Consider the following 22,446-nt stretch of genomic DNA (forward strand, 5'->3'; position numbering starts at 1 on the left):
GCTTTTTAATTTGACCGAAATATTCCGTTACATAATCGCATTATAAGCGACTGCCGCAATAATACCGCCAATCATTGGACCCACAACGGGCACCCATGCATAAGCCCAGTCCGCCGGTGTGTTGAGTTTTTTACCTAAGCACGCTAATGCGATACGCGGTCCCAGGTCTCGAGCAGGATTAATGGCGTAACCGGTTGTACCGCCCAAACTTAAACCGATTGCCCAAACCAGAATTGCGACCGGTAAAGCGCCGATTGAACCTAAACCTATCGGTGCCGGTGTGTCTGAACCGGGCAACATGACATGGCCGGATGAAATAAAGAAGATGATAGAAACTAAAACAACGGTTCCAATGATTTCGCAGAACAAGTTATTTGCATAGTTACGAATTGCCGGTTCCGTTGAGAAACAAGCGCGTTTTGAAGCCGCATCGTCTGTAGCGAGGAAGTGATCGCGGTAGAATAAATAGACGATGAATCCGCCAAGCACACCGCCGGCAATTTGCGCGGCAATATAACCGGGAACCATTGCCCAATCAAATGAACCTTTCACGGCAACGCCGATCGTGACTGCCGGATTTAAATGTGCACCGCTATATTCCCCCGTCGCCACGACCGCAACATATACGGCAAATGCCCACGCGGTTGTAATCACAATCCAACCGGAACCGTTACCTTTTGTTTTGTTTAAGCACACATTGGCAACTACGCCGTTACCCATTAAGACTAATAGTGCCGTGCCTAAAAATTCGGCTAAATAAGCGTTCATAAGAAAATCTCCATATTATTGATGAACTATAATGTTCTTTTTCAAAAACATAAATCGGCAATTTCGTTCGTTTTCAATCAAGCAATATTTTAGAGACTTATGTGACTGAGCGTTATTATCTGGCTTTATCTTGCAATAAAGCAATAACGCCTTATCTCTTTTTTTCTAAAATGTTAACTGGATCACATTATTTTTCGAAAAATGTTTAATGTTGATAAATTTTTGTGACGAAGTTCAAAAATTTGAAAAATAACCATTTAATTTATGCGCATATTCGATTAACGTATGACTGCAATTTGTTCGTTTACGCTCAAAGAATGTTAACTGGCTTTCTATGTGCATAGAAAATAAACGATTTAATCCGATAAACATCCGAAGGAAATTTATTATGGACAAAAAATACATTATTGCATTGGATCAAGGAACGACCAGCTCTCGTGCCGTCTTACTCGACCACGATGCAAACATCGTAGAAATCGCCCAACGCGAATTTACACAAATTTATCCGCAAGCCGGTTGGGTTGAACATAATCCGATGGAAATCTGGGCGACCCAAAGTTCAACCTTAAACGAAGTGGTGGCAAAAGCCGGTATTACTTCTGATCAAATTGCCGCAATCGGCATTACCAACCAACGTGAAACCACCATCGTATGGGAAAAAGAAACCGGTACGCCGGTTTATAACGCTATTGTATGGCAATGCCGTCGCACTTCCGATATTACCGATAAATTAAAAGCGGACGGTTATGAAGATTATATCCGTCAAACCACAGGTTTAGTGGTGGACCCTTATTTCTCAGGTACTAAAGTCAAATGGATTCTGGATAACGTAGAAGGCGCGCGGGCGAAAGCGGAACGCGGCGAGCTGTTATTCGGTACGGTAGATACCTGGCTGGTATGGAAATTAACCCAAGGTCGCGTGCATGTAACGGACTACACCAACGCTTCCCGCACCATGTTATTCAACATTCATACCAAACAATGGGATGACAAAATGCTGGAAATCCTGAATATTCCGCGTTCAATGTTGCCTGAAGTGAGAAATTCTTCCGAAATTTACGGCCAGACCAATATCGGTGGTAAAGGCGGCGTGCGTATTCCGGTTGCCGGTATGGCCGGTGACCAACAAGCTGCCCTTTACGGTCATTTATGCGTGACCGCCGGTCAAGCCAAAAACACCTACGGTACCGGCTGCTTTATGTTGCTTCACACCGGCGACAAAGCCATTACGTCTAAAAACGGTTTGTTAACCACTATCGCCTGTAACGCCAAAGGTGAACCGGAATATGCGCTTGAAGGTTCCGTTTTCATTGCCGGCGCCTCCATCCAATGGTTGCGCGACGAACTCAAAATTGTGCACGACAGTTACGACAGTGAATACTTCGCTACCAAAGTACCAAGCACGAACGGCGTTTATGTGGTGCCGGCGTTTACCGGTTTAGGTGCGCCGTATTGGGATCCGTACGCGCGCGGGGCAATCTTAGGTTTATCCCGTGGCGCCAATCGCAATCATATTGTGCGCGCTACCTTGGAATCTATCGCTTACCAAACCCGAGACGTGCTGGAAGCAATGCAATCCGACTCCGGTGAAAAACTGAAATATCTCCGTGTGGACGGTGGCGCCACCGCCAATAATTTCTTAATGCAATTCCAGGCGGATATTCTGGATGTCAATGTTGAACGTCCGGTCGTCAAAGAAGTGACTGCGTTAGGCGCGGCCTATCTTGCCGGTCTTGCCGTCGGATTCTGGAAAGATTTAAGCGAATTACAAGACAAAGCCCGCGTAGAACGCACCTTCACGCCGGATAACGACAACGAAAAACGCGAACGTCGTTACAAAGGCTGGAAAAAAGCGGTTCGCCGTGCGCTTGAATGGGCGAAAGAAGACGCGGAATAAGGCTCTCAAAACGCTCGAATAAAATAATGGCTCTAAACCAAAGTGCGGTCGAAAAAAGTGAAGTTTTTTCGCCGCACTTTTTTATTAACCTAAAAAAACCACCTTTTATAAGGTGGCTTTAACTAAGTACCGGATTAGTTATGATGGCGATAGTCGTTCGCCTGTTGCAGCAACTGACGGCTTTCTTTCATAAATTGTTCGGAATATTCGCCGAACCATTCGCGTACCTGATTAAACGCTTTGATAAAGCCGGCTTTATCACCGTTTTCAAAAAATTTCAGACTTTCTTCATAACTTTGTTTCAAACTCTCGATCACCGCCAGGTTTTCCGGTTTATCCATAATAATGTCGGCGTAAAGTTCGCCGTCTTGTGCGAATAAGCGCCCGATCATCGCCAATTCCAGACGATAAATCGGTGAGGATAACGCCAGAATATTCGCCAGTTTGATAGGCTGACGGGAAAGGTGATAACCGTTGGCAAAAGTCGAAAAATGACGTAGCGCCTGAATATAAGTCATGCTGTGATCATGCTCGGCGGCGTCCACTTGATAGACTTTTGCACCCCAAATCCCGATTTGTTCCAGCAACCATTCGTAACGTTCGGGGTAACGTCCGTCGCAGCGCACCACAATTTGTTTCGCCATACTGGCAATATCCGGCCCGAACATCGGATGTAATCCCACCACTGCGCCGCTGTGCACTTCCAGCATTTTTTCCAGAGGACGACGCTTCACGGAAGTTAAATCCGTCAAAAGCATATTTTCCGTAAGATAAGGTTTCAGCCGCTCAATGGTTTCCAGCGTTTTGGCGATAGGCACACACACTATCACCACATCGGCACCGGCTAAAATTTTGCCCGCATTTTCCCAATCTCGGCTGCCCATGGCGTCTACATGATAACCCGAAGCACGCAGAAAACGGGCGAACAAACCGCCTAACTTGCCGTTTCCGCCTACAATCACAATTTTCTTGACGGCGGGATTCACGGTTTTAAATCCGTAATCATTTTCGCTGGCATAAGATTCCCGCATTAAACGGCGTAAAACGTCTTCGATTAAATCGGCCGGTACGCCCGCTTTTTCCGCTTCCTGACGGCGTGCCGCCAGCATATCCGCTTCGCGTTCCGGTACGTAAATAGGCAATCCGTGTTTATGTTTCACTTCGCCCACTTTTTTCACTAATGCCAAACGTTTGGCAAACAGCTCGATCAGTTCCTTATCCAGGACATCAATTTCTTTTCTGATTTTTTTCAGTGCTTCCATTCCGATTTTCTCTAAATACGGGAAAAGGACGCGAAATCCGCGTCCTTAAAAGCGGTTAATGCATAAAGTGCGGTCAAAAAAACGCGAGTTTTTTAACCCTTCGCCATAGCGGCGACCACCGTTGATTTCGGGCTATTTTAGCGATTTTTCAATTCGCCCGCAATTTTACGCAACAGGCTGTCCGTGGTTTCCCAATCAATGCAGGCGTCGGTGATGGACACGCCGTATTTCATTTCACTGACCGGTTGATCCGCCGATTGGTTGCCGGCATTAATGTTACTTTCAATCATCAGACCGATAATGGATTTGCCCCCTTGCATTAATTGTTGCAGCGCATCCTCCGCCACCAGCGGCTGACGGCGGTAATCTTTATTGGAGTTACCGTGGCTGCAATCGATCATAATCGCGGATTCCAAACCGGCTTTTTCCAGTTCTTCTTCGCATTTTTTCACGAATTCCGCCGCATAATTCGGCGCTTTCCCGCCGCGTAAAATCACATGGCCGTCCGGATTGCCTTCGGTATGCAGTAAATTCACCTGGCCTTGTTGATTAATGCCGATGAAACTGTGTCCCATAGACGCGGCTTTCATGGCGTTGATAGCGGTGCCCAGGCTGCCGTCCGTGCCGTTTTTGAATCCTACCGCCATGGATAAACCGGATGCCAGTTCGCGGTGAGTTTGCGATTCGGTGGTACGTGCGCCGATAGCCGACCAACTGAATAAATCCGCCAAATATTGCGGAGTCATCGGATCTAACGCTTCCGTCGCCAGCGGCAATCCCATATCCGCCAGATCCAGCAACAATTTACGGGCAATATGCAAACCGCTTTCCACATCAAAAGAGCCGTCGATTTTCGGATCATTAATTAATCCTTTCCAACCCACGGTCGTACGCGGTTTTTCAAAATAAACCCGCATCACAATATAAAGCTGATCCTTCAATTGCTCCGACAACGCTTTCAACCGTCTTGCATAATCCAGCGCCGCAACGGGATCATGCACGGAACAAGGACCGATAACCACCAACAAACGAGGATCTTTTTTATGAATAATATCGGCGATTTCACGACGGTGCGTTTCCACCTGCGTGCGCAAATGGGCGGGTAACGGCAATTTCTTTTTCAGTTCGGCGGGAGTAATCAAAACTTTTTCGTCAACGATATGAATATTGTGAATGCTGTCTTTCATTTTTATTCCTTGGTTCATTCTTCGTTATTTAAAATGTAAATTTTTGTGTACATTTAATGTAACGCTTACATTACACTATAAATTTTCCGATTGCAACGGCTAATTACAACGGATAATAAAAAACATTAAAAAAAATGACCGCACTTTACGTCCATCGTTAGAAAGACAGAAAAGTGCGGTCAAATTTTATACATTATTTTACGCTGCCGCAGTTCAGGCAATATAAATACTGTCCTTTCGGATCATTAAAACGGCTCAATACGCCAAGCTGTTGCTGCACGGTTTTGACGTTTTTCGGCACGCCGACGGCATCCAGCAGGGAAGTTTGAATCAACGCGCCGGCTTCGCTTCTCAGCTCTTTCAACCAGGCGCGAATGCCTTGCGGCTCGTCTATCAGCCATGACACGGAATAATCCGGTTTTTTATCTTCCGGCAAATCTTTTGTCGCCAATTCAAACGCTTTAAGCACGGCGACATCAAAATTACCCAGTTCATCCACCAGACGATGTTTCACCGCATCCTGCCCTAACCAAACCTGTCCTTGCGCCACTTGGTCGACTTGTTCTTTCGTCATATGGCGCCCCTCGCTCACTACACGTAAAAATTCATCGTAGCCATGTTCGATTTCCAGCTGATAAATATCTTTTACTTCTTTCGATAAAGACTCCAGCGGAGAAATGTCCGCCAACGGCGAGGTGCTGACGCCGTCCGCCGCCACGCCTATGTTTTTGGCGGTTTTCTCAAAAGTCGGGAACATGGCGAAAATGCCGATTGAGCCCGTTAAGGTGTTTTTATCCGCTACAATATAATCCGCCGTGCTGGAAATCCAATAGCCGCCGGAAGCCGCCATGCCGCCCATGGAAACCACGACCGGTTTGCCTTTTTTCTGAAGTGCGGTCAATTCCTGGCGAATTTTTTCCGAAGCGAATGCGCTGCCGCCCGGGCTGTTCACCCGCAGCACCAAGGCTTTGATCCGCTCGTCCGTTTGCGCCTGATGAAGCAATTGTACGATGGTATCGCCGCCGACATCCTGATTATCGCTTTCGCCGTCAATAATGGTTCCTTCCACATTCACCACGGCGATGTTGAACTCTTTTTCCGTGCCGGTAATCCGATCCGGCAAGGCGGCAAGATAAATATCAAAATCCACTTGTTTCGCTAAACCGTCTTCATCTTTACCAAAAAGTGCGGTCAGTTTTTCATTCATTTCCGAAGGCGTCGCCAGCGTCGTGACTAACTGACGCTGCACCGCATAGCGGGTATCATTCCCGTTCAGTGTTTTCAATTCCTGCAAATAACGGTTGGCGTCGGGCAATACTTGCGAAGTCTGAATTTTGCGGTTTTGAGCCACTTGCTGTTTATAATTATCCCACATGCCGTTCATCCATAAAGCGGCGTTGGCTTTGGCTTCCGGCGACATATCATCGCGTAAAAACGGCTCGACGGCGGATTTATAAGTACCGACGCGGAATATATGAGGCGTAATTTCCAATTTGTCCAGCATGGATTTGAAATAAAGATTTTTCGCCGTCATCCCTTTAATGTCCACGGCACCTACCGGGTTCAGATAAATTTCATCGGCAAAACTGGCCAGATAATATTGCGCCTGCGTGTAATTATCCGCGTGTACAATCACCGGTTTGCCCGACGTTTTAAAATGCCGAAGGGCGTTGCCCACGTAATCCAACGCCGGCAAATCCGCGCCTTCAAAGAAATTCAAATCCAGCACTAAGCCTTTAATGCGCTCGTCATCTTTGGCATTTTCAATGGCATAAACTACATCGAAAGTCGAAATCTGCATAGGTACGTTTTCGCTGTTTACTTCCTGCAACGCTTTCTGCCAGGTTACGTTTTCGTCGCGATTATCCGTCAAATAACCGTCCAGATTCAATCGTAATGCACCTTGATCACCCACCAGCTCGGTAACGCTCGCTTTATGAGAAAAAAACAGGCTAAATAGGGTTAAAGTCAGTAAAATGAACACCAGAAAAAACAGGTTCATCACCACATCGCGGATAAAATTCAGCGCCCGCCATGCATATTTCACCAGATTAAAAAGAAATTTCATAACACCTCGCGTTCAGTCAAAATCGCACGTACTATAACAGAAAAACAACGGAATATCAGTGCTTTCATGATGCAGCCTTAACCGGCTTTTCGCAGAGAAGCCAAAATTCTGTCGATTTTTTACTCTTAATCGCCTGTAAGCGATTGCCCGCTCCTTCGGAGCCGTTGGCAGAGGCAACGTTCAAAATATTAGAGTATTTTGTGACCGCACTTTTGCCGGCTTTCGACACTTTTTACTTTTCAACAGACAATCCTGTCACTCGCCTATCGCAATCGTTTGCCCGATGTGCTATTCTTACGCCGATTTTTCTTATTTCGGGAATACAATTTTATGTCAAATGCAAAACCACAAGTCGCCGTCGTAATGGGTTCCAAAAGTGACTGGACGACCATGCAGGAAGCCACCGCCGTTTTAGACGATCTTCAGGTGGCGTATCACGTTGAAATCGTTTCGGCGCATCGTACGCCGGATAAATTATTCGACTTTGCCGAAAACGCGCAACGAAACGGTTACAAAGTGATTATCGCCGGTGCCGGCGGCGCGGCGCATTTGCCGGGCATGATTGCCGCCAAAACCTTGGTACCGGTGCTGGGCGTACCGGTGAAAAGTTCGATGCTAAGCGGCGTGGACAGCTTGTATTCCATCGTACAAATGCCCAAAGGCATTCCCGTCGGCACCTTGGCTATCGGCCCTGCCGGCGCGGCCAATGCGGGATTGCTGGCGGCCCAAATTTTAGCCGCATGGGACAGCGAATTATTAGCCCGTTTGCAAGCCTTCCGCCAAAAACAAACCGACGCGGTGCTGGATAATCCGGATCCGCGCGATTAATCGTTAGATGCGTTTCTGCGATTAGCTCGAAATTTATAGTTGTACCGCGACCGTACCGATTTTTACAATAAAGTGCGGTCATTTTTTAAGAGATTTTTCACCATGCAAAAAAGCGCTTTATACCCCACCGTTTATGTGCTCGGCAACGGTCAGCTCGGACGCATGCTGCGTTACGCCGGCGCGCCGTTGGATATTAATGTGGTGCCGCTGGCGTTTAATGCTTCCGTGTTTGAATTGCCGAAAGACGCCATTATCACCGCGGAAATCGAACGCTGGGAAGAAACGCCGTTAACGACCTTATTGGGCAATCACCATAAATTTGTGAATAAAGACGTGTTCGCCCAAACGGCGGATCGTTTCACCCAGAAATCCATTTTGGATCAGTTGAATTTACCGACTTCGCCCTGGACATTAATAAAAAACTCGTCGGATTTTGCCCGCACTTTTCGTGAAATCGGCGAAAAAGTGGTGGTAAAACGCCGCACCGGCGGTTATGACGGCCGCGGTCAATGGATTGTGACGTCGGAAAATCAATCGGTTATTACGGAAGATCTGTTCGGCGAAGTGATTGCGGAAAAATTCATTCCCTTCGACGGCGAAGTTTCCATTGTGGGCGCGCGTTTCCGCGACGGTTCCGCCCGTTTTTATCCGGTCACCCGCAATTTGCAGCAAAACGGTATTTTGCGTTACAGCGTCGCCGACGGCTCTGCCGCTCATTTACAGGCGCAGGCGCAGGCGGAAGCAATGCTGGGAAAAGTGATGCGTCATTTGGATTATGTGGGCGTAATGGCGATGGAATGTTTTGTGGTAGACGGCAAATTGTTAGTGAACGAATTGGCGCCGCGGGTACACAATAGCGGACACTGGACGCAGTTGGGCTGTTCCGTCAGCCAGTTTGAACTGCATTTACGCGCACTGCTTGACTTGCCGACACCGGAACTGCAGGTTTTCGCACCGAGCGTTATGGTGAATTTAATCGGCACCGAGCACAATCCGCAATGGTTAAACACGCCGTTCAGTCAGTTGCATTGGTACGGTAAAGAAGTGCGCCCGGGACGCAAAGTGGGACACATCAATATAACTCACGCGGATAAAAGCGTATTAATTGCCCAACTCAATAAGCTCAGAAACGAGTTGCCCGCAGATTATCAATCCGGCTTGGACTGGGCGATTGAAAAATTGAAATAATTTAATTTTAAACGCAATCTATTAATAATTAGTCAATAGATTGCTTTTTTATTTAAATAAGTATTGCTAAAAATCCTTAATCTCAGTATAAAAGACATTATTCAGATTAACCAGGCATAACAAGGATTTCATTATGTTCGAAAATATTAAAGCGGCTCCCGCCGATCCCATTCTCGGCTTAGGCGAAGCGTTTAAAGCGGAAACCCGTCCGCAAAAAATCAATTTAGGCATCGGCGTTTATAAAGACGCACAAGGTTTCACGCCGATCATGAAAGCCGTAAAAGCGGCGGAAACCCGTTTGCTGGAAAAGGAAAACAGCAAAAATTATCTGTCTATCGACGGCGTACAGGAATTCAACGCCCTCACTCAAGCATTGTTATTCGGCGCGGATTCCGACATTATCGCCGACAAACGGGCCAGAACAGTACAGAGTTTGGGCGGTACCGGCGCGTTACGCATTGCGGCGGAATTCGTCAAACGTCAAACTAAAGCGCAAAACGTCTGGATTTCAACGCCAACCTGGCCAAACCATAACGCGATTTTCAACGCCGTCGGCATGACCATTCGCGATTATCGTTGGTACGACGCCGAGAAAAAAGCTTTAGATTGGGATAATTTACTGGCGGATTTGGCCAATGCCGATTCGGGCGATGTGGTGTTATTGCACGGTTGTTGCCACAATCCTACCGGTATCGACCCGACACCGGAACAATGGCAACATTTGGCGGAATTATCCGTGAAAAAGGGCTGGCTGCCGCTGTTCGATTTTGCCTATCAAGGTTTAGGCAACGGTCTGGACGAAGATGCCGTCGGCTTACGCACTTTTGCCAAATATCATAAAGAACTTCTGATTTGCAGCTCCTATTCCAAAAACTTCGGCTTGTACAGCGAACGGGTCGGCGCCTTTACATTAGTCGCGGAAAATTCGGACATCGCCGGCACGGCGCTGACTCAAGTAAAATCCATCATCCGCACCATTTACTCCAACCCGGCGTCCCACGGCGCTTCAACGGTGGCAACGGTTTTAGCGGATCCCGCCTTACGCGAACAATGGAATGCCGAACTCACCGAAATGCGCAACCGCATCAAACAAATGCGCAATAAACTGGCGGCGTTATTGAAAGAATTCGGTGCGCAACAGGATTTCAGCTTCATCACCGAACAAAACGGCATGTTCTCCTTCAGCGGCTTAACGCCGGAACAAGTTGATCGCCTCAAAAACGAATTCGCCATTTACGCCGTGCGTTCCGGCAGAATCAATGTCGCCGGCATCACGGAAGATAACATCCGTTATCTGTGCGAAAGTATTATTAAAGTACTTTAATAAAAAAATGTATAAAAAATCGACCGCACTTTTTAATGCGGTCGGTTTTTTTATGTCGTTTCGCGCTATCAACTAGCCCGCAATCCCCTTATGACGCAACAACGCATCTAAGGTCGGTTTGCGTCCGCGGAAGCGTTCGAATAGCGCCATAGGCTCTTCCGAACCGCCGCGAGTGAGGATTTCATCCAAATAGGATTTGCCGGTTACCGGATTGAAAATGCCTTCTTCTTCAAAACGTGAAAACGCGTCCGCCGAAAGCACTTCCGCCCACAGATAACTATAATAGCCCGCTGCATAACCGCCGGCAAAAATATGACTGAAGCTGTGCGGCGTTCTCGCCCAATCCACACCTTTGATTACGGCGACTTGTTTTTTCACCGCCTGCAAGGTATCCAAAATTTGATTCGGCTTGCCGGCTTCATAATTGTGGTGTAAACGAAAATCGAACAAACCAAATTCCAATTGGCGCAACACAAACATCGCGGCCTGGAAATTTTTCGCTTTAATTAGCTGTGTCAGTTTTTCTTTCGGCAATGGTTCGCCCGTTTCAAAATGCCCGGAAATAAAGGCAAGCGCCGCCTCTTCCCAACACCAGTTTTCCATGAACTGGCTCGGTAACTCCACCGCATCCCAAGGTACACCGTTAATGCCCGACACATCACCCACATCAATTTTCGTGAGCATGTGATGAATACCGTGTCCGAATTCGTGGAACAAGGTTGTCACTTCATCGTGCGTAAATAACGCGGGTTTATCGCCCACCGGCGCGTTAAAGTTGCAGGTTAAGTAAGCCACCGGTTTCTGAATGTTGCCGTCCGCTTTGCGTCTACGGCCGACGCAATCGTCCATCCAGGCGCCGCCGCGTTTGTTTTCGCGGGCGTATAAATCCAAATAAAAACTGCCGCGCACTTCATCGGTTTCATCGATTAAATCAAAGAATCGCACGTCTTTGTGATAAGTATCCACGCCGAAACGTTCTACCGCGCGAATATTGAAAATCCGTTTAACCAGTTCGAACAAGCCTGAAAGAACGCGGTTTTCGGGAAAATACGGACGTAATTCTTCGTCGTTGATGGCATACAGCGCCTGTTTTTGTTTTTCGCTGTAAAACGAAATATCCCAGGGCTCAAGTGCGGTCAGATTTTCGTGAGTTTTACAGAATTCCTGTAACTCCGCTAATTCTTTTTCCCCTTGAGATTTAGAACGCGCGGCCAGATTTTCCAGAAAATCCAACACCTGCCGCGGATTTTCCGCCATTTTGGTGGCAAGGGAACGATCCGTATAGCGTTCGAAGCCCAGCAATTTCGCCAATTCCACGCGCAAAGTCAGAATTTCTTCCATAATCGGCGTATTATCCCATTTGCCCGCATTCGGGCCTTGTTCCGAAGCGCGCGTAACGAATGCGCGATACATTTCTTCACGCAATTCGCGATTTTCACAGTAAGTCATCACCGGCAGATAGCTTGGAAATTCAAGCGTGAAGCGATAACCGTCCACACCTTTACTCTGCGCAGATTGCCGCGCCGCTTGCAAAGCGCTTTCCGGCAACCCCTGAAGCTGCGTTTCATCGGTGATGATTTTTTCCCAACCCATGGTGGCATCCAACACATTATTGCTGAATTGCGAACTCAATTCGGACAAACGAGAAGCGATTTCACCATAACGTTTTTGCTGTTCCGGCGGTAACGAAATGCCCGAAAGTTTGAAATCGCGCAAACTGTTTTCAATGGCTTTCTTTTGCGCCACGTCGTAATTTTCATATTCCGCACCGTTTTTCAGCGCCACATAAGCATTATATAAACCTTGATGCTGACCGACCCAAGTGCCGTATTCGGACAACATCGGCAAACAAGCCTGATAAGCTTCGCGTAATTCGGGGCTGTTTTTCACCGAATTCAAATGCGCCACCGGCGACCAGGCTTTGCTTAAACGATCATTGACCTCGGCAAGCGGCTGGTAAAAACTATCCCAGGTAAAATGCGATTGTTTCAGCACTTGTTCCGTCACATTTCGACAATCATTGATTAACTTTTCAATCGCCGGCCGAACGTGTTCCGGCTTAATTTTAGAAAATTGCGGCAACACCGAATTTTCAAGTAATGGATTTGACATAACTCTTCCTTTGTTAACAAAATCTTCTTTTAGATGGTGCGGAATTCTAACAAAATCAAGACGAATACAAAAATTTATTGATTGAACCTGAAAGACAGCTAGCGCATAATCGCTGAAAAAAGCGCAAAACCGCCGTTCTTTTCCGCTTATGTACGATGTCGCACGCTTAAAGCTCAAACTTTGTGCCCATTGTGCCGCGATTAATTAATAAAGTGCGGTTGAATTTTTATGAGTTTATCCGCATATTCTGTTTATTCCTTTTAATAAAATGAGAAAAACCATGTCAAAATTCGTGATTGAACTTAACGAACAAAATCTTACGGAAATCCTGCAACAATCGCAACAAACGCCGCTGGCCATCGTATTTTACGCGCCAAGCCACGAAACGTCGGTAAAATTTACCGCACTTTTGGAGCGTTACGCCGAACAATATCAAGGACAATTCCTGTTGGCTAAAGTGAACTGTGAAACGGAACAAAATATTGCCATGCAATTCCGCATTCAGGCGTTACCGAGCACCTATTTGTTCAAAGACGCGCAAGCGGTGGACGCCTTTCAGGGCGATTTGCCGGAAGATCAGCTGAAACAACGGTTAAGCCTGATTCTGCCGAAGGAAGAAGAAATCAAATTTAATCTGGCGCTGGATTATTTACAGGCGAACGATTACAACGCCGCACTGCCGTTGCTGAAAGAAGCCTGGGAATTGTCGGATAAGAAAAACAGCGATATTGCGCTGCTTTACGCCGAAACTTACATTGCCTTGAAAAAAACCGAACCCGCCGCCGATATTCTGGCGAAAATTCCGTTGCAGGATCGCGATAGCCGCTGGCACGGTTTACAGGCGCAAATCGAATTGTTGATTAAAGCGGCGGACACTCCGGAAATTCAGCAGCTGCAGGCGGATTACGACAAAAATCCGAGCCCTGAAATCGCCTTAAAACTGGCGGTTCAACTTCATCAGGCAAACCGTAACGAAGAAGCGTTAAATTTGCTGTTTGGTCTGTTAAAACAGGATTTAGCCGTGCAAAACGGTGAAGTGAAACAGCAGTTTTTGTCTATTTTATCCGCATTGGGAAACGATCCTTTAACTAATAAGTATCGCCGATTGCTTTATTCGCTACTCTATTAAACGGGTTTTCTTTATAATCAGTTAAGCTAAAAATCATTAACGGAAATTGATCAAAAAACGTCGCTTTTTGTGACCGCACTTTTAGATAAAAGGATTCATTATGTCAGACATCAAACACAGCAAACTTCTTATTTTAGGCTCGGGACCTGCGGGTTACACCGCCGCCATTTACGCCGCCCGCGCCAACTTAAAACCCGTTTTGGTTACCGGCTTGCAACAAGGCGGTCAATTAACCACCACCACGGAAATCGAAAACTGGCCCGGTGATTTCGGCGATACCACCGGCCCCGAACTGATGCAACGCATGTTACAACACGCGGAAAAATTTGATACGGAAATCGTGTTCGATCACATCAACCGCGTGGATTTATCTTCACGTCCGTTCAAACTTTACGGCGACGTACAAACTTTCAGCTGCGACGCATTAATTATCGCCACCGGCGCTTCCGCTCGCTACCTCGGACTGGAATCGGAAGATAACTTCAAAGGCCGCGGCGTGTCCGCCTGTGCCACCTGTGACGGTTTCTTTTATCGCAATAAACCCGTTGCCGTCGTCGGCGGCGGCAACACCGCCGTGGAAGAAGCCTTATATTTGGCAAATATCGCCGGCGAAGTGCATTTAATCCACCGCCGGGACGGCTTCCGCGCGGAAAAAATTCTGCTCGGACGCTTACAGAAAAAAGTGGAAGAAGGCAAAATCATTCTGCACACCAACCGCACCTTGCACGAAGTTTTAGGCGATAACATGGGCGTAACCGGCGTGCGCTTGAAAGACACGCAATCCGACGCCACGGAAGAATTGAAACTGGACGGCGTATTCATCGCCATCGGACATGCGCCGAACACCGAAATTTTCCAAGGTCAGCTTGAATTGAACAACGGTTACATCGTGGTGAAATCCGGCTTGGAAGGCAATGCCACCGCCACTTCCGTGGAAGGCGTTTTCGCCGCCGGCGATGTGATGGATCACAATTACCGTCAAGCCATCACCTCCGCCGGAACCGGCTGCATGGCGGCATTAGACGCCGAACGTTTTCTGGATGCGCAGGAATAACCGGACAAATCTTCCCCATAAATAACAAAAGTGCGGTAAAAAATCTTAAAGTTTTTTACCGCACTTTTCTTTTTTCCAACTTCTTGCGCACTGATTCCAAATTATAAACCGCATGATTTCCGCTTTATTTACGATAATCCCAAAACCTTAAATTTGATATAAATCAAATTCACCATATTTAGCAAACACGAGAAAAATGCGAAAAAATAAAAACGAATATATCATCAATTTTCAAAAATATGATCTTGATCACAGATTTAATCACTCAATGTAGGTATATTTACGTCCGCGTTAAACGCATATTTTTTATAAGGTTTTATTCACTCAAAAAACAAACTTAGGGAGCCGATTATGAAAAAATCAATGTTAGCATTAGGAATCGCCGCAACGTTAATAAGTTCGGCGGCAAGCGCACATGAAGCGGGCAGCTGGATTGTGCGCGCCGGTGCGGCGCATGTGATGCCGACCCATGTAGAAAATACCTCAAATACCGCTGCGCCGGCATTGGGTTTAGATGTGAATGCAAACACGCAATTAGGCTTAACGGGCACGTACATGATTACCGACAATATCGGCGTCGAATTATTAGCGGCTTCGCCATTCAGCCATGAAATTACTTTAGGCAGTCAATTGGTAGGTAAAACTAAACACCTGCCACCTAGCCTGTATGCTCAATATTATTTCTTAAACAAAGAGGCTAAAGCGCGTCCATATCTCGGTGCGGGGATCAATTACACCAATTTCTTTAATGAAACCGAAAAAATGACCGGTGTGACCGATCTTAAACTTCACGATTCATGGGGATTGGTGCTAAACGGCGGTTTAGATATTAATCTGACCGATAATCTGCTTTTTAACACGGCCGTTTATTACGCTAAAATCAAAACCAAAGCGGATTTCAAAGTGGCGGGTACCCAATTATCACAAGACGTTCGTTTAGATCCGTTAGTCTTTTTCATGGGCATCGGTTATCGTTTTTAATTTAAACATGCGTTTGGTCTGAAATTTCGATCCTCTTTAAACATAAAAAAACCTGCACCTCAGGCCGTCGGCGGTTTAGCCGATTTTCAGGTGCAGGTTGCTTTTTAGTTAAAGACTATTTTCCCCAAACTTCTTCCGCAATTTCACGAATAAAATTGAGTTTTGCCCATTGTTGTTTTTCCGTCAGAATATTGCCTTCTTCCGTTGAAGCAAAACCGCATTGCGGGCTTAAGCAAAGTTGGTTGATATCCACATATTGTGCGGCTTCTTTGATCCGATTGATGATGTCTTCGCGCTTTTCCAACGTGCCGTCTTTTGAGGTCACCAAACCTAACACCACTTGCTGATCTTTGATGAAACGCAACGGTTTGAAATCGCCGGCGCGATCGGAATCGTATTCCCAAAAGAAGCCGTCCACACGACAAGTGCCGAATAAAGTTTCCGCTACCGGTTCATAACCGCCGGCGGAAAACCAGGTTGAACGGAAATTACCGCGGCAAATGTGCATGGTAACGGCAATGTCATCGGCCGGTTTGGCATCCACGATTTTATTCAGCATATACACATAATCTTTGGCGATTTGGTCTAAATCGAAACCGCGTTCCTGATAGGCTTTGCGTTTATCTTCCGCACAGAATTCGCCCCAGCTGGTATCGTCTAATTGCAAATTCCGGCAACCCAATTTATAAAAAATATTCATCGCTTTAATATAAGCGTCGGCAATGTCATCCAACAATAACCGATTGTTGTTTTCGTAACGCGGAATCGGTTGATAATCCGTAGCGCGCACATTGGTGATTAAATGCAGCATGGAAGGCGACGGAACGGTAAATTTCACTTCCGTGCCGTCGGCAATTTTCTGCACCAAGCGGAAATGTTCGACAAACGGATGATTTTCGGAAAAATCGATTTTATCCACAATTTTCAAGGTTTTCGGGCGAACGTTATGATGCTTGAATTGCACCGAAAATTTTTCCGCATCCACTTCTTCTACGCCGTCCAAACCGGCTAAAAAATCCAAATGCCAGAAAGTACGTCGGAATTCACCGTCCGTGACCGCGTGCAGCCCCACCGCTTTTTGCCGCGCCACTAACTTGGCGATTTCCTCATCTTCCACGCGAGTTAAATCCGCACAGGAAATATCACCGCAAGAACAGGCGGAACGGGCCGATTTAATCGCGTCGGAACGTAAAAAACTGCCCACGATGTCAAATCGGTAAGGCGCCGAAGTGCGGGGTGTTGCGTTTGGGAATAATGTTGTCATTATTTTTTCCTTCAATGAACAGGCTTAATGTTGAAACGATTCTAGCAAAAATTAACTGCGGAATTGAATGAAAAATATTTTGCCCGAATATGAAATCGATTCATATCGAAGCGATAGAAAAGCCTTCCCGAATAGCGCCAATTTTATCGGTTCCTTTGATAAGAAGGTTTCTAAGGTATTAACCCGTTTCGTTACATAAAAAAACATCTGAATTTTCGCCCGCACTTTTACAAAATTTGTGATCCTTATTCAAAAAACGTAATCGATTGCTTGCCAAGTAAACGGCGATATTCAAAATACCGGAAAATTGCGACGGAGAAATCATCATGAAAAAAATATTTGTGACTTTATTATTGCTATTTAGCGCACAAAGTGCGGTCGGAAATCCGCCGGATTTAATGTTATTGCAAAGTTATGACAAGCAGGATGTCAGCGGTTGGGTGATGAGCGAAAAACTGGACGGCGTGCGCGGTTACTGGGACGGCAAACAACTTTATACCCGGCAGAATCAGATTCTCACGCCGCCCGCCTATTTCCTGCGAGATTTTCCGCCTTTTGCCATCGACGGCGAACTGTTTTCCCAACGCAATCAGTTCGACAAAATTTCCGCCGTCGTCCGTTCGCAAAAGGATAAAGGTTGGGAAAACCTGTCGCTGCATGTGTTCGACGTGCCCAACGCATCGGGAAATTTATTCGAACGTTTGACCGTGCTGGAAAATTATCTGAAAGATCACCCTTCGCCTCATATTAAAATTATTCCTCAGATTCCTGTGCGAAACCGTCAGCATGTTATTGATTTTCTGCATGAAATCGAAAAATTGAACGGTGAAGGCGTCGTCATTCGCAATCCCGACGCACCTTACGAATTCGGCAAACGCAGTACGCAAATTCTGAAATTTAAAACCGCACAGGACGAAGAATGTACGGTGATCGAACATCATAAAGGTAAGGGGCAATTTGAGAACGCGCTCGGCTCCTTGACCTGTGAAAACCACCGCGGGCGGTTCAAAATCGGCTCGGGTTTTAATCTGCAGGAACGCATTAATCCGCCGCCGGTAGGCTCGGTCATCACCTATAAATACCGCGGCCTGACCAACGCGGGAAAACCGCGCTTTGCCACGTACTGGCGCGAGAAAAAATAGACGGCGCGTCCGGCGTGAACTTTACTGCCCGAACAGAAAAATCAGAATTGATCTTTTGCTTTACGCCATGCTTCAAATTGCGCCAAATTTTCAGCGATTAAAAACGGATTAATTTGTTTTTCCAAGGCCAAAGTTGTAGGTAAACTCGGACGATTTTGCGCCCGAAATCGAGCCACAAAAACTTGCTGATTTTTGACCGCACTTTTGTCGCCCAGCACGCTTTCGGCAAAGGCCAAATTACTCAACGTATATTCGTGAGCGGGACAAACCAACGTATCATCGGGCAGATTTTTCAGCCGTTGGACGGAATCGTACATTTGCGCATAATTCCCCGTAAACACTCGCCCGCAGCCGGCGGAAAATAAGGTATCGCCGCAGAACAAATGCCCGTCTGTCACATAACTGACGTGTTGCGGCGTGTGTCCGCCGGTCGGTATAACCCGAATACGATAATGCGGCGTCACAATTTCACCCTCATTTATAATATGAGTCGCGCCTTTGTCCGCGCATTCTTGCGGACCGTAAACCGGCACGTCGGGAAAATATCGTTTAAACGCCGCAACACCGCCTACATGATCATCATGTTTATGGGTTAACAACACGGCCTCTACGCCAAATTTATTTTCCCGTAAAAATGGCAATAGCCGGTCAATTTCGGTAATATCAACCACAATAACGGGACAATTTTCCCGTCCGTAAACCCAAATGTAGTTATCCTTTAATGCAGGAATCGGTTTTAACATAAGTCAGTCCTATGAAGTGGAAAGCAAAATCGCCTTACAGTTTAACGCCGCCGACAAGTTGGTCGCAACTGCCTTTCGGTGATGCTTATTCTACCTTAATCGGTGCCCATTTTGAAAAATGGTTCGCCCGCATACAAGGGCGCCGACTGTTAAAAATCAGCGGTCTGAGTGCGGAAGTGCCTTGTCACGAGCAGCTCCAGCAAGTCGTGCTGAATGATAAAACTTGCGAAAATTTGACCGCACTTTGCCAACGCCGGCAAACGATTTTTATCGAAGGCAGCTTGCAGGAACTGCCCTTCGGTGAAGACACCGTCGATGCTTGCCTGCTCGCCAATACCCTGAATTTCACCCAGGATCCTCATCAGCTTTTACGAGAAACGGAACGTATTCTGAGCGATGATGGCTACGTGCTGATCTCGCTGTTCAATCCCTGTAGTAAATTACTGTTCAAACGCAAACTGGGCAAGTTCAACTTTCGTCTTTTCTTCCCGTTTCGGGTAATCGATTGGCTGGAATTACTGAACTTTGAAATTCTGCTGCAGCAAACCGTTTCTTTCGGGCATGAACCAAAAATATTCGGTTCGTTGTGTCTTATCGTCGCACAAAAACGAACGCTACCGCTCACCCTGCAGCCGCAAAAAGTGCGGTACGAAAATCAAGAGATTTTAAATCCCGTCAGTGCTTTCAAGGAAAAAATAAATACTTGAGAAAACAGCCTTTTTCCCCTATTATGCGCACAATTTTTTGAGCAAAGGAAACGGCATGACAGAACAGACATTTATTCCCGGCAAAGACGCGGCGCTGGAAGACAGTATCGCAAAATTTCAGCAAAAACTGACCGCACTTGGTTTTAATATTGAAGAGGCTTCGTGGCTGAATCCCGTGCCGAACGTGTGGTCGGTTCACGTGCGCGACAAAGATTGCCCGCAATGTTTTGCCAACGGCAAAGGCGGCAGTAAAAAAGCGGCGCTCGCTTCTGCGTTAGGGGAATATTTCGAACGACTTTCCACCAATTATTTCTTCGCCGATTACTATTTGGGGCAGGATATCGCCAACGGCGATTTCGTGCATTATCCGTCGGAAAAATGGTTTCCCATTGAAGATGAAGACAACTTACCGGAAGGTATTTTAGACGACTTTTTGTTGGCTTATTTCGATCCCGAAGGCGAACTTACGCCGGAATTATTGGTGGATTTGCAATCCGGTAATGATGAGCGAGGAATCGTGGCCATGCCTTACGTACGGCAATCCGATCAAAAAACGGTTTACATTCCGCAAAGCATCATCGCCAATTTGTACGTTTCCAACGGCATGTCCGCCGGCAACACCCAATACGAAGCGCGCGTGCAGGGTTTGTCCGAAGTATTCGAACGTTACGTGAAAAACAAAATTATCGCCGAAGCCATCAGCCTGCCGCGTATTCCAGACCAGGTCATCGCCCAATATCCGAGTATTCGGGCATCCATTCAAAAACTGGAACAGGAAGGCTTTCCGATTTTGTCTTACGATGCTTCATTAGGCGGCAAATATCCGGTAATTTGTGTGATTTTGCTCAATCCGAACAATGGAACCTGTTTCGCTTCGTTCGGTGCACACCCGAATTTCCAAGTGGCGTTCGAACGTACGGTGACGGAATTATTGCAAGGTCGCAGTCTGAAAGATCTGGATGTCTTTACGCCGCCGTCATTTAATAACGACGATGTGGCGGAACATGCTAATCTGGAAACCCATTTCATCGATTCCAGCGGTTTGATTTCCTGGGATTTATTCAAAGAAAACGCCGATTATGACTTCGTGCACTGGGATTTTTCAGGAAATACCCATGAAGAATACGATAATTTAATGGATATTTTCGCTGCGGAAGGCAAAGAGGTGTACATTATGGATTACAACCATCTGGACGTATACGCCTGCCGCATTATCGTACCGTCCATGTCGGATATTTATCCTGCGGACGACTTGATTTACGCCAACAATAACATGGGCATGGATTGGCGCGAAATCCTGCTGGATCTCCCTCATTTTCATCATGATAAAGACACTTATCGGGAATTGCTCGACCAATTTGACGAGGATGGCATTGACGACGCTACTCGCGTACGCGAATTTATCGGCATTGTGCCGCCGCCGAAATCCGGTTGGAGTACCTTACGCGTGGGCGAATTGAAATCCATGCTGTATTTGGCGCTGGGCGACCTAGACGCGGCGCTTGACTGGGCGAATTGGACTTATAATATGAATGGTTCCGTATTTACCGCCGAACGCGCTAACTATTACCGTTGTCTAATTAGCTCCATGGAATTATTCCTGGACGACAATCGCGATCCGCAGCAATACCGCGCCGTATTCGAAAAAATGTACGGCACATCGGCAGTGGATTTTGCCTGGCGAGCGATTCAGGGGGACAATCCGTTCTACGATCTGATTGCTGATGACGAACGTTTGCAAAAATTTGAAGCACACCAAAAATTACTGGCCGCTTATGCAAAACTGCAAAAAGCGAAACGTGAAAATTGGCACTAAGCTATAATCGAAAACGCACAACGCCATGCGTTTTTTTGTAAAATATATTCATTTGATTTTTAAGGAAAAATATGGCTTTTAGCTCTTTATTTACATTATTAGACGACATTGCCTCCGTACTGGACGATGTCTCGGTCATGACCAAAGTGGCGGCTAAAAAAACCGTCGGCGTACTCAGTGATGATTTAGCATTAAACGCCAATCAGGTCAGCGGTAAAGACATCACGCCGCAACGCGAATTACCGATCGTATGGGCGGTAGCAAAAGGATCATTTATTAACAAAGTCATTCTGATTCCCCTGGCCTTATTGCTGTCTATCTATTTACCTTCCGCCATCAACTGGTTATTACTGATCGGCGGCGGCTATTTATGTTTTGAAGGTGCGGAAAAATTATTGCATAAATTTCTGCATAAAAATCGACCGCACTTACCGGCGGAAGCGGTGGCTCCGTTAACGGAATCGGAAAAAGACAAAATCAAAGGCGCCATTCGCACCGATTTTATTCTGTCCGCCGAAATCATTATTATCGCCTTGGGCGCGTTGCAGGAAACGGACACCCTGACCAAAGTATTATCATTGTGCGCGCTGGGCATTGGAATTACGCTTTTCGTGTACGGCTTGGTGGGATTGATCGTCAAGCTGGACGATATCGGTTTATGGATGCTGCAAAAGAAAAGTGTTGTTTCCCAGAAAATCGGGCAATTTCTGCTGTTCATCATGCCGTGGTTTATGAAATCCCTGTCCATCATCGGTACCATCGCAATGTTCTTAGTGGGCGGCAGCATTTTCGTGCATTATTTACCGGCTATTCATCATTTTATTGAAGGATTAAATATTCACAGCGACCTCAGCTTCCTTGCCAATTTCGTTGTCGGTCTAACAACAGGCTTTGTTTTATGCGCCGTATTATTACCGATAATGAAACTCTTTGAGAAAGAACAGACACATTAATTTTGTTGTTCATCTCGTAATAA

Annotated in this window: 18 protein-coding genes; 11 read left to right on the forward strand and 7 right to left on the reverse strand. The window is 46.4% G+C overall.

Annotation, left to right across the window (positions count from 1 at the left end):
• Positions 1 to 27: 27 nt before the first annotated feature.
• Positions 28 to 768 carry an MIP/aquaporin family protein gene (locus P7M01_RS02400; protein ID WP_202937681.1) on the reverse strand — a complete coding sequence of 247 codons (741 nt, stop codon included), beginning with the start codon at positions 766 to 768 and terminating at the stop codon, positions 28 to 30.
• 385 nt (positions 769 to 1,153) lie between these two features.
• Here P7M01_RS02400 and glpK point away from each other — a divergent pair, with 385 nt between their 5' ends.
• A complete protein-coding gene (gene glpK, locus P7M01_RS02405) occupies positions 1,154 to 2,665 on the forward strand; it encodes a glycerol kinase GlpK (protein ID WP_202937834.1) in 1,512 nt (503 codons plus the stop codon).
• A 134-nt stretch (positions 2,666 to 2,799) separates the two neighbouring features.
• On the opposite strand, the gene tyrA is transcribed toward glpK, so the two are convergent.
• The 3 genes from tyrA to sppA all read right to left on the reverse strand — a co-directional run bounded on the left by tyrA (position 2,800) and on the right by sppA (position 7,182).
• Complete coding sequence (gene tyrA, locus P7M01_RS02410) at positions 2,800 to 3,927, reverse strand: bifunctional chorismate mutase/prephenate dehydrogenase (protein WP_202937682.1); 1,128 nt, start codon at positions 3,925 to 3,927, stop codon at positions 2,800 to 2,802.
• A 137-nt stretch (positions 3,928 to 4,064) separates the two neighbouring features.
• Positions 4,065 to 5,114: a 3-deoxy-7-phosphoheptulonate synthase gene (locus P7M01_RS02415; RefSeq protein ID WP_202937683.1), complete on the reverse strand. Its 1,050-nt coding sequence runs from the start codon at positions 5,112 to 5,114 to the stop codon at positions 4,065 to 4,067.
• A 193-nt stretch (positions 5,115 to 5,307) separates the two neighbouring features.
• Positions 5,308 to 7,182 carry a signal peptide peptidase SppA gene (gene sppA, locus P7M01_RS02420; protein WP_317482904.1) on the reverse strand — a complete coding sequence of 625 codons (1,875 nt, stop codon included), beginning with the start codon at positions 7,180 to 7,182 and terminating at the stop codon, positions 5,308 to 5,310.
• Positions 7,183 to 7,512: 330 nt separating this feature from the next.
• Between sppA and purE the strand changes: the two genes are divergently transcribed.
• The 3 genes from purE to P7M01_RS02435 all read left to right on the forward strand — a co-directional run bounded on the left by purE (position 7,513) and on the right by P7M01_RS02435 (position 10,522).
• Positions 7,513 to 8,010 carry a 5-(carboxyamino)imidazole ribonucleotide mutase gene (gene purE / locus P7M01_RS02425; protein WP_317482905.1) on the forward strand — a complete coding sequence of 166 codons (498 nt, stop codon included), beginning with the start codon at positions 7,513 to 7,515 and terminating at the stop codon, positions 8,008 to 8,010.
• A 102-nt stretch (positions 8,011 to 8,112) separates the two neighbouring features.
• Positions 8,113 to 9,198, forward strand: a complete 1,086-nt coding sequence (purK, locus tag P7M01_RS02430; protein ID WP_317482906.1) for a 5-(carboxyamino)imidazole ribonucleotide synthase — start codon at positions 8,113 to 8,115, stop codon at positions 9,196 to 9,198.
• Between the two features lie 133 nt (positions 9,199 to 9,331).
• Positions 9,332 to 10,522 carry an amino acid aminotransferase gene (locus tag P7M01_RS02435; protein ID WP_317480894.1) on the forward strand — a complete coding sequence of 397 codons (1,191 nt, stop codon included), beginning with the start codon at positions 9,332 to 9,334 and terminating at the stop codon, positions 10,520 to 10,522.
• Positions 10,523 to 10,594: 72 nt separating this feature from the next.
• Here P7M01_RS02435 and prlC read toward each other — a convergent pair whose 3' ends face one another.
• Positions 10,595 to 12,634, reverse strand: coding sequence for an oligopeptidase A (gene prlC / locus P7M01_RS02440; RefSeq protein WP_317482907.1), 2,040 nt, complete (start codon positions 12,632 to 12,634; stop codon positions 10,595 to 10,597).
• 280 nt (positions 12,635 to 12,914) lie between these two features.
• Between prlC and P7M01_RS02445 the strand changes: the two genes are divergently transcribed.
• The 3 genes from P7M01_RS02445 (at position 12,915) to P7M01_RS02455 (ending at position 15,798) form a co-directional block, all read left to right on the forward strand.
• The gene (locus P7M01_RS02445) at positions 12,915 to 13,763 is read left to right on the forward strand and encodes a co-chaperone YbbN (protein ID WP_317482932.1); all 849 of its coding nucleotides are present in this window, start codon (positions 12,915 to 12,917) and stop codon (positions 13,761 to 13,763) included.
• Positions 13,764 to 13,863: 100 nt separating this feature from the next.
• Positions 13,864 to 14,817, forward strand: a complete 954-nt coding sequence (gene trxB, locus P7M01_RS02450; RefSeq protein WP_317482908.1) for a thioredoxin-disulfide reductase — start codon at positions 13,864 to 13,866, stop codon at positions 14,815 to 14,817.
• A gap of 351 nt (positions 14,818 to 15,168) precedes the next feature.
• The gene (locus P7M01_RS02455) at positions 15,169 to 15,798 is read left to right on the forward strand and encodes an OmpW family outer membrane protein (RefSeq protein WP_317482909.1); all 630 of its coding nucleotides are present in this window, start codon (positions 15,169 to 15,171) and stop codon (positions 15,796 to 15,798) included.
• 115 nt (positions 15,799 to 15,913) lie between these two features.
• Here P7M01_RS02455 and P7M01_RS02460 read toward each other — a convergent pair whose 3' ends face one another.
• A complete protein-coding gene (locus tag P7M01_RS02460) occupies positions 15,914 to 17,062 on the reverse strand; it encodes a 5-methyltetrahydropteroyltriglutamate--homocysteine S-methyltransferase (RefSeq protein ID WP_317482910.1) in 1,149 nt (382 codons plus the stop codon).
• A gap of 326 nt (positions 17,063 to 17,388) precedes the next feature.
• Between P7M01_RS02460 and P7M01_RS02465 the strand changes: the two genes are divergently transcribed.
• Positions 17,389 to 18,204, forward strand: a complete 816-nt coding sequence (locus P7M01_RS02465; RefSeq protein WP_317482096.1) for a DNA ligase — start codon at positions 17,389 to 17,391, stop codon at positions 18,202 to 18,204.
• A 41-nt stretch (positions 18,205 to 18,245) separates the two neighbouring features.
• Here P7M01_RS02465 and gloB read toward each other — a convergent pair whose 3' ends face one another.
• On the reverse strand, positions 18,246 to 18,947 hold the full coding sequence (gene gloB, locus P7M01_RS02470; RefSeq protein ID WP_317482911.1) for a hydroxyacylglutathione hydrolase: 702 nt from the start codon (positions 18,945 to 18,947) through the stop codon (positions 18,246 to 18,248).
• 11 nt (positions 18,948 to 18,958) lie between these two features.
• Between gloB and P7M01_RS02475 the strand changes: the two genes are divergently transcribed.
• The 3 genes from P7M01_RS02475 (at position 18,959) to P7M01_RS02485 (ending at position 22,423) form a co-directional block, all read left to right on the forward strand.
• The gene (locus tag P7M01_RS02475) at positions 18,959 to 19,654 is read left to right on the forward strand and encodes a class I SAM-dependent methyltransferase (protein ID WP_202937707.1); all 696 of its coding nucleotides are present in this window, start codon (positions 18,959 to 18,961) and stop codon (positions 19,652 to 19,654) included.
• Positions 19,655 to 19,709: 55 nt separating this feature from the next.
• Positions 19,710 to 21,470 (forward strand): 30S ribosomal protein S12 methylthiotransferase accessory factor YcaO, encoded by a 1,761-nt coding sequence (gene ycaO, locus P7M01_RS02480; RefSeq protein WP_317482912.1) that lies wholly within the window; start codon positions 19,710 to 19,712, stop codon positions 21,468 to 21,470.
• Positions 21,471 to 21,541: 71 nt separating this feature from the next.
• Positions 21,542 to 22,423, forward strand: coding sequence for a DUF808 domain-containing protein (locus P7M01_RS02485; RefSeq protein ID WP_317482913.1), 882 nt, complete (start codon positions 21,542 to 21,544; stop codon positions 22,421 to 22,423).
• Positions 22,424 to 22,446 lie beyond the last annotated feature (23 nt).

The sequence above is a fragment of the Exercitatus varius genome, assembly GCF_029577735.1.
GTDB classification, from domain to species: domain Bacteria; phylum Pseudomonadota; class Gammaproteobacteria; order Enterobacterales; family Pasteurellaceae; genus Exercitatus; species Exercitatus varius.

Bases quoted from the DNA above. Each gene is read 5' to 3' on its own strand.
- P7M01_RS02400 (WP_202937681.1), bottom strand. From the start codon at position 768: ATGAACGCTTATTTAGCCGAATTTTTAGGCACGGCACTATTAGTCTTA.
- ycaO (WP_317482912.1), top strand. From the start codon at position 19,710: ATGACAGAACAGACATTTATTCCCGGCAAAGACGCGGCGCTGGAAGAC.
- P7M01_RS02485 (WP_317482913.1), top strand. From the start codon at position 21,542: ATGGCTTTTAGCTCTTTATTTACATTATTAGACGACATTGCCTCCGTA.
- tyrA (WP_202937682.1), bottom strand. From the start codon at position 3,927: ATGGAAGCACTGAAAAAAATCAGAAAAGAAATTGATGTCCTGGATAAG.
- P7M01_RS02465 (WP_317482096.1), top strand. From the start codon at position 17,389: ATGAAAAAAATATTTGTGACTTTATTATTGCTATTTAGCGCACAAAGT.
- P7M01_RS02460 (WP_317482910.1), bottom strand. From the start codon at position 17,062: ATGACAACATTATTCCCAAACGCAACACCCCGCACTTCGGCGCCTTAC.
- P7M01_RS02445 (WP_317482932.1), top strand. From the start codon at position 12,915: ATGTCAAAATTCGTGATTGAACTTAACGAACAAAATCTTACGGAAATC.
- prlC (WP_317482907.1), bottom strand. From the start codon at position 12,634: ATGTCAAATCCATTACTTGAAAATTCGGTGTTGCCGCAATTTTCTAAA.
- P7M01_RS02455 (WP_317482909.1), top strand. From the start codon at position 15,169: ATGAAAAAATCAATGTTAGCATTAGGAATCGCCGCAACGTTAATAAGT.
- P7M01_RS02475 (WP_202937707.1), top strand. From the start codon at position 18,959: ATGAAGTGGAAAGCAAAATCGCCTTACAGTTTAACGCCGCCGACAAGT.
- gloB (WP_317482911.1), bottom strand. From the start codon at position 18,947: ATGTTAAAACCGATTCCTGCATTAAAGGATAACTACATTTGGGTTTAC.
- trxB (WP_317482908.1), top strand. From the start codon at position 13,864: ATGTCAGACATCAAACACAGCAAACTTCTTATTTTAGGCTCGGGACCT.
- sppA (WP_317482904.1), bottom strand. From the start codon at position 7,182: ATGAAATTTCTTTTTAATCTGGTGAAATATGCATGGCGGGCGCTGAAT.
- purK (WP_317482906.1), top strand. From the start codon at position 8,113: ATGCAAAAAAGCGCTTTATACCCCACCGTTTATGTGCTCGGCAACGGT.
- purE (WP_317482905.1), top strand. From the start codon at position 7,513: ATGTCAAATGCAAAACCACAAGTCGCCGTCGTAATGGGTTCCAAAAGT.
- P7M01_RS02415 (WP_202937683.1), bottom strand. From the start codon at position 5,114: ATGAAAGACAGCATTCACAATATTCATATCGTTGACGAAAAAGTTTTG.
- P7M01_RS02435 (WP_317480894.1), top strand. From the start codon at position 9,332: ATGTTCGAAAATATTAAAGCGGCTCCCGCCGATCCCATTCTCGGCTTA.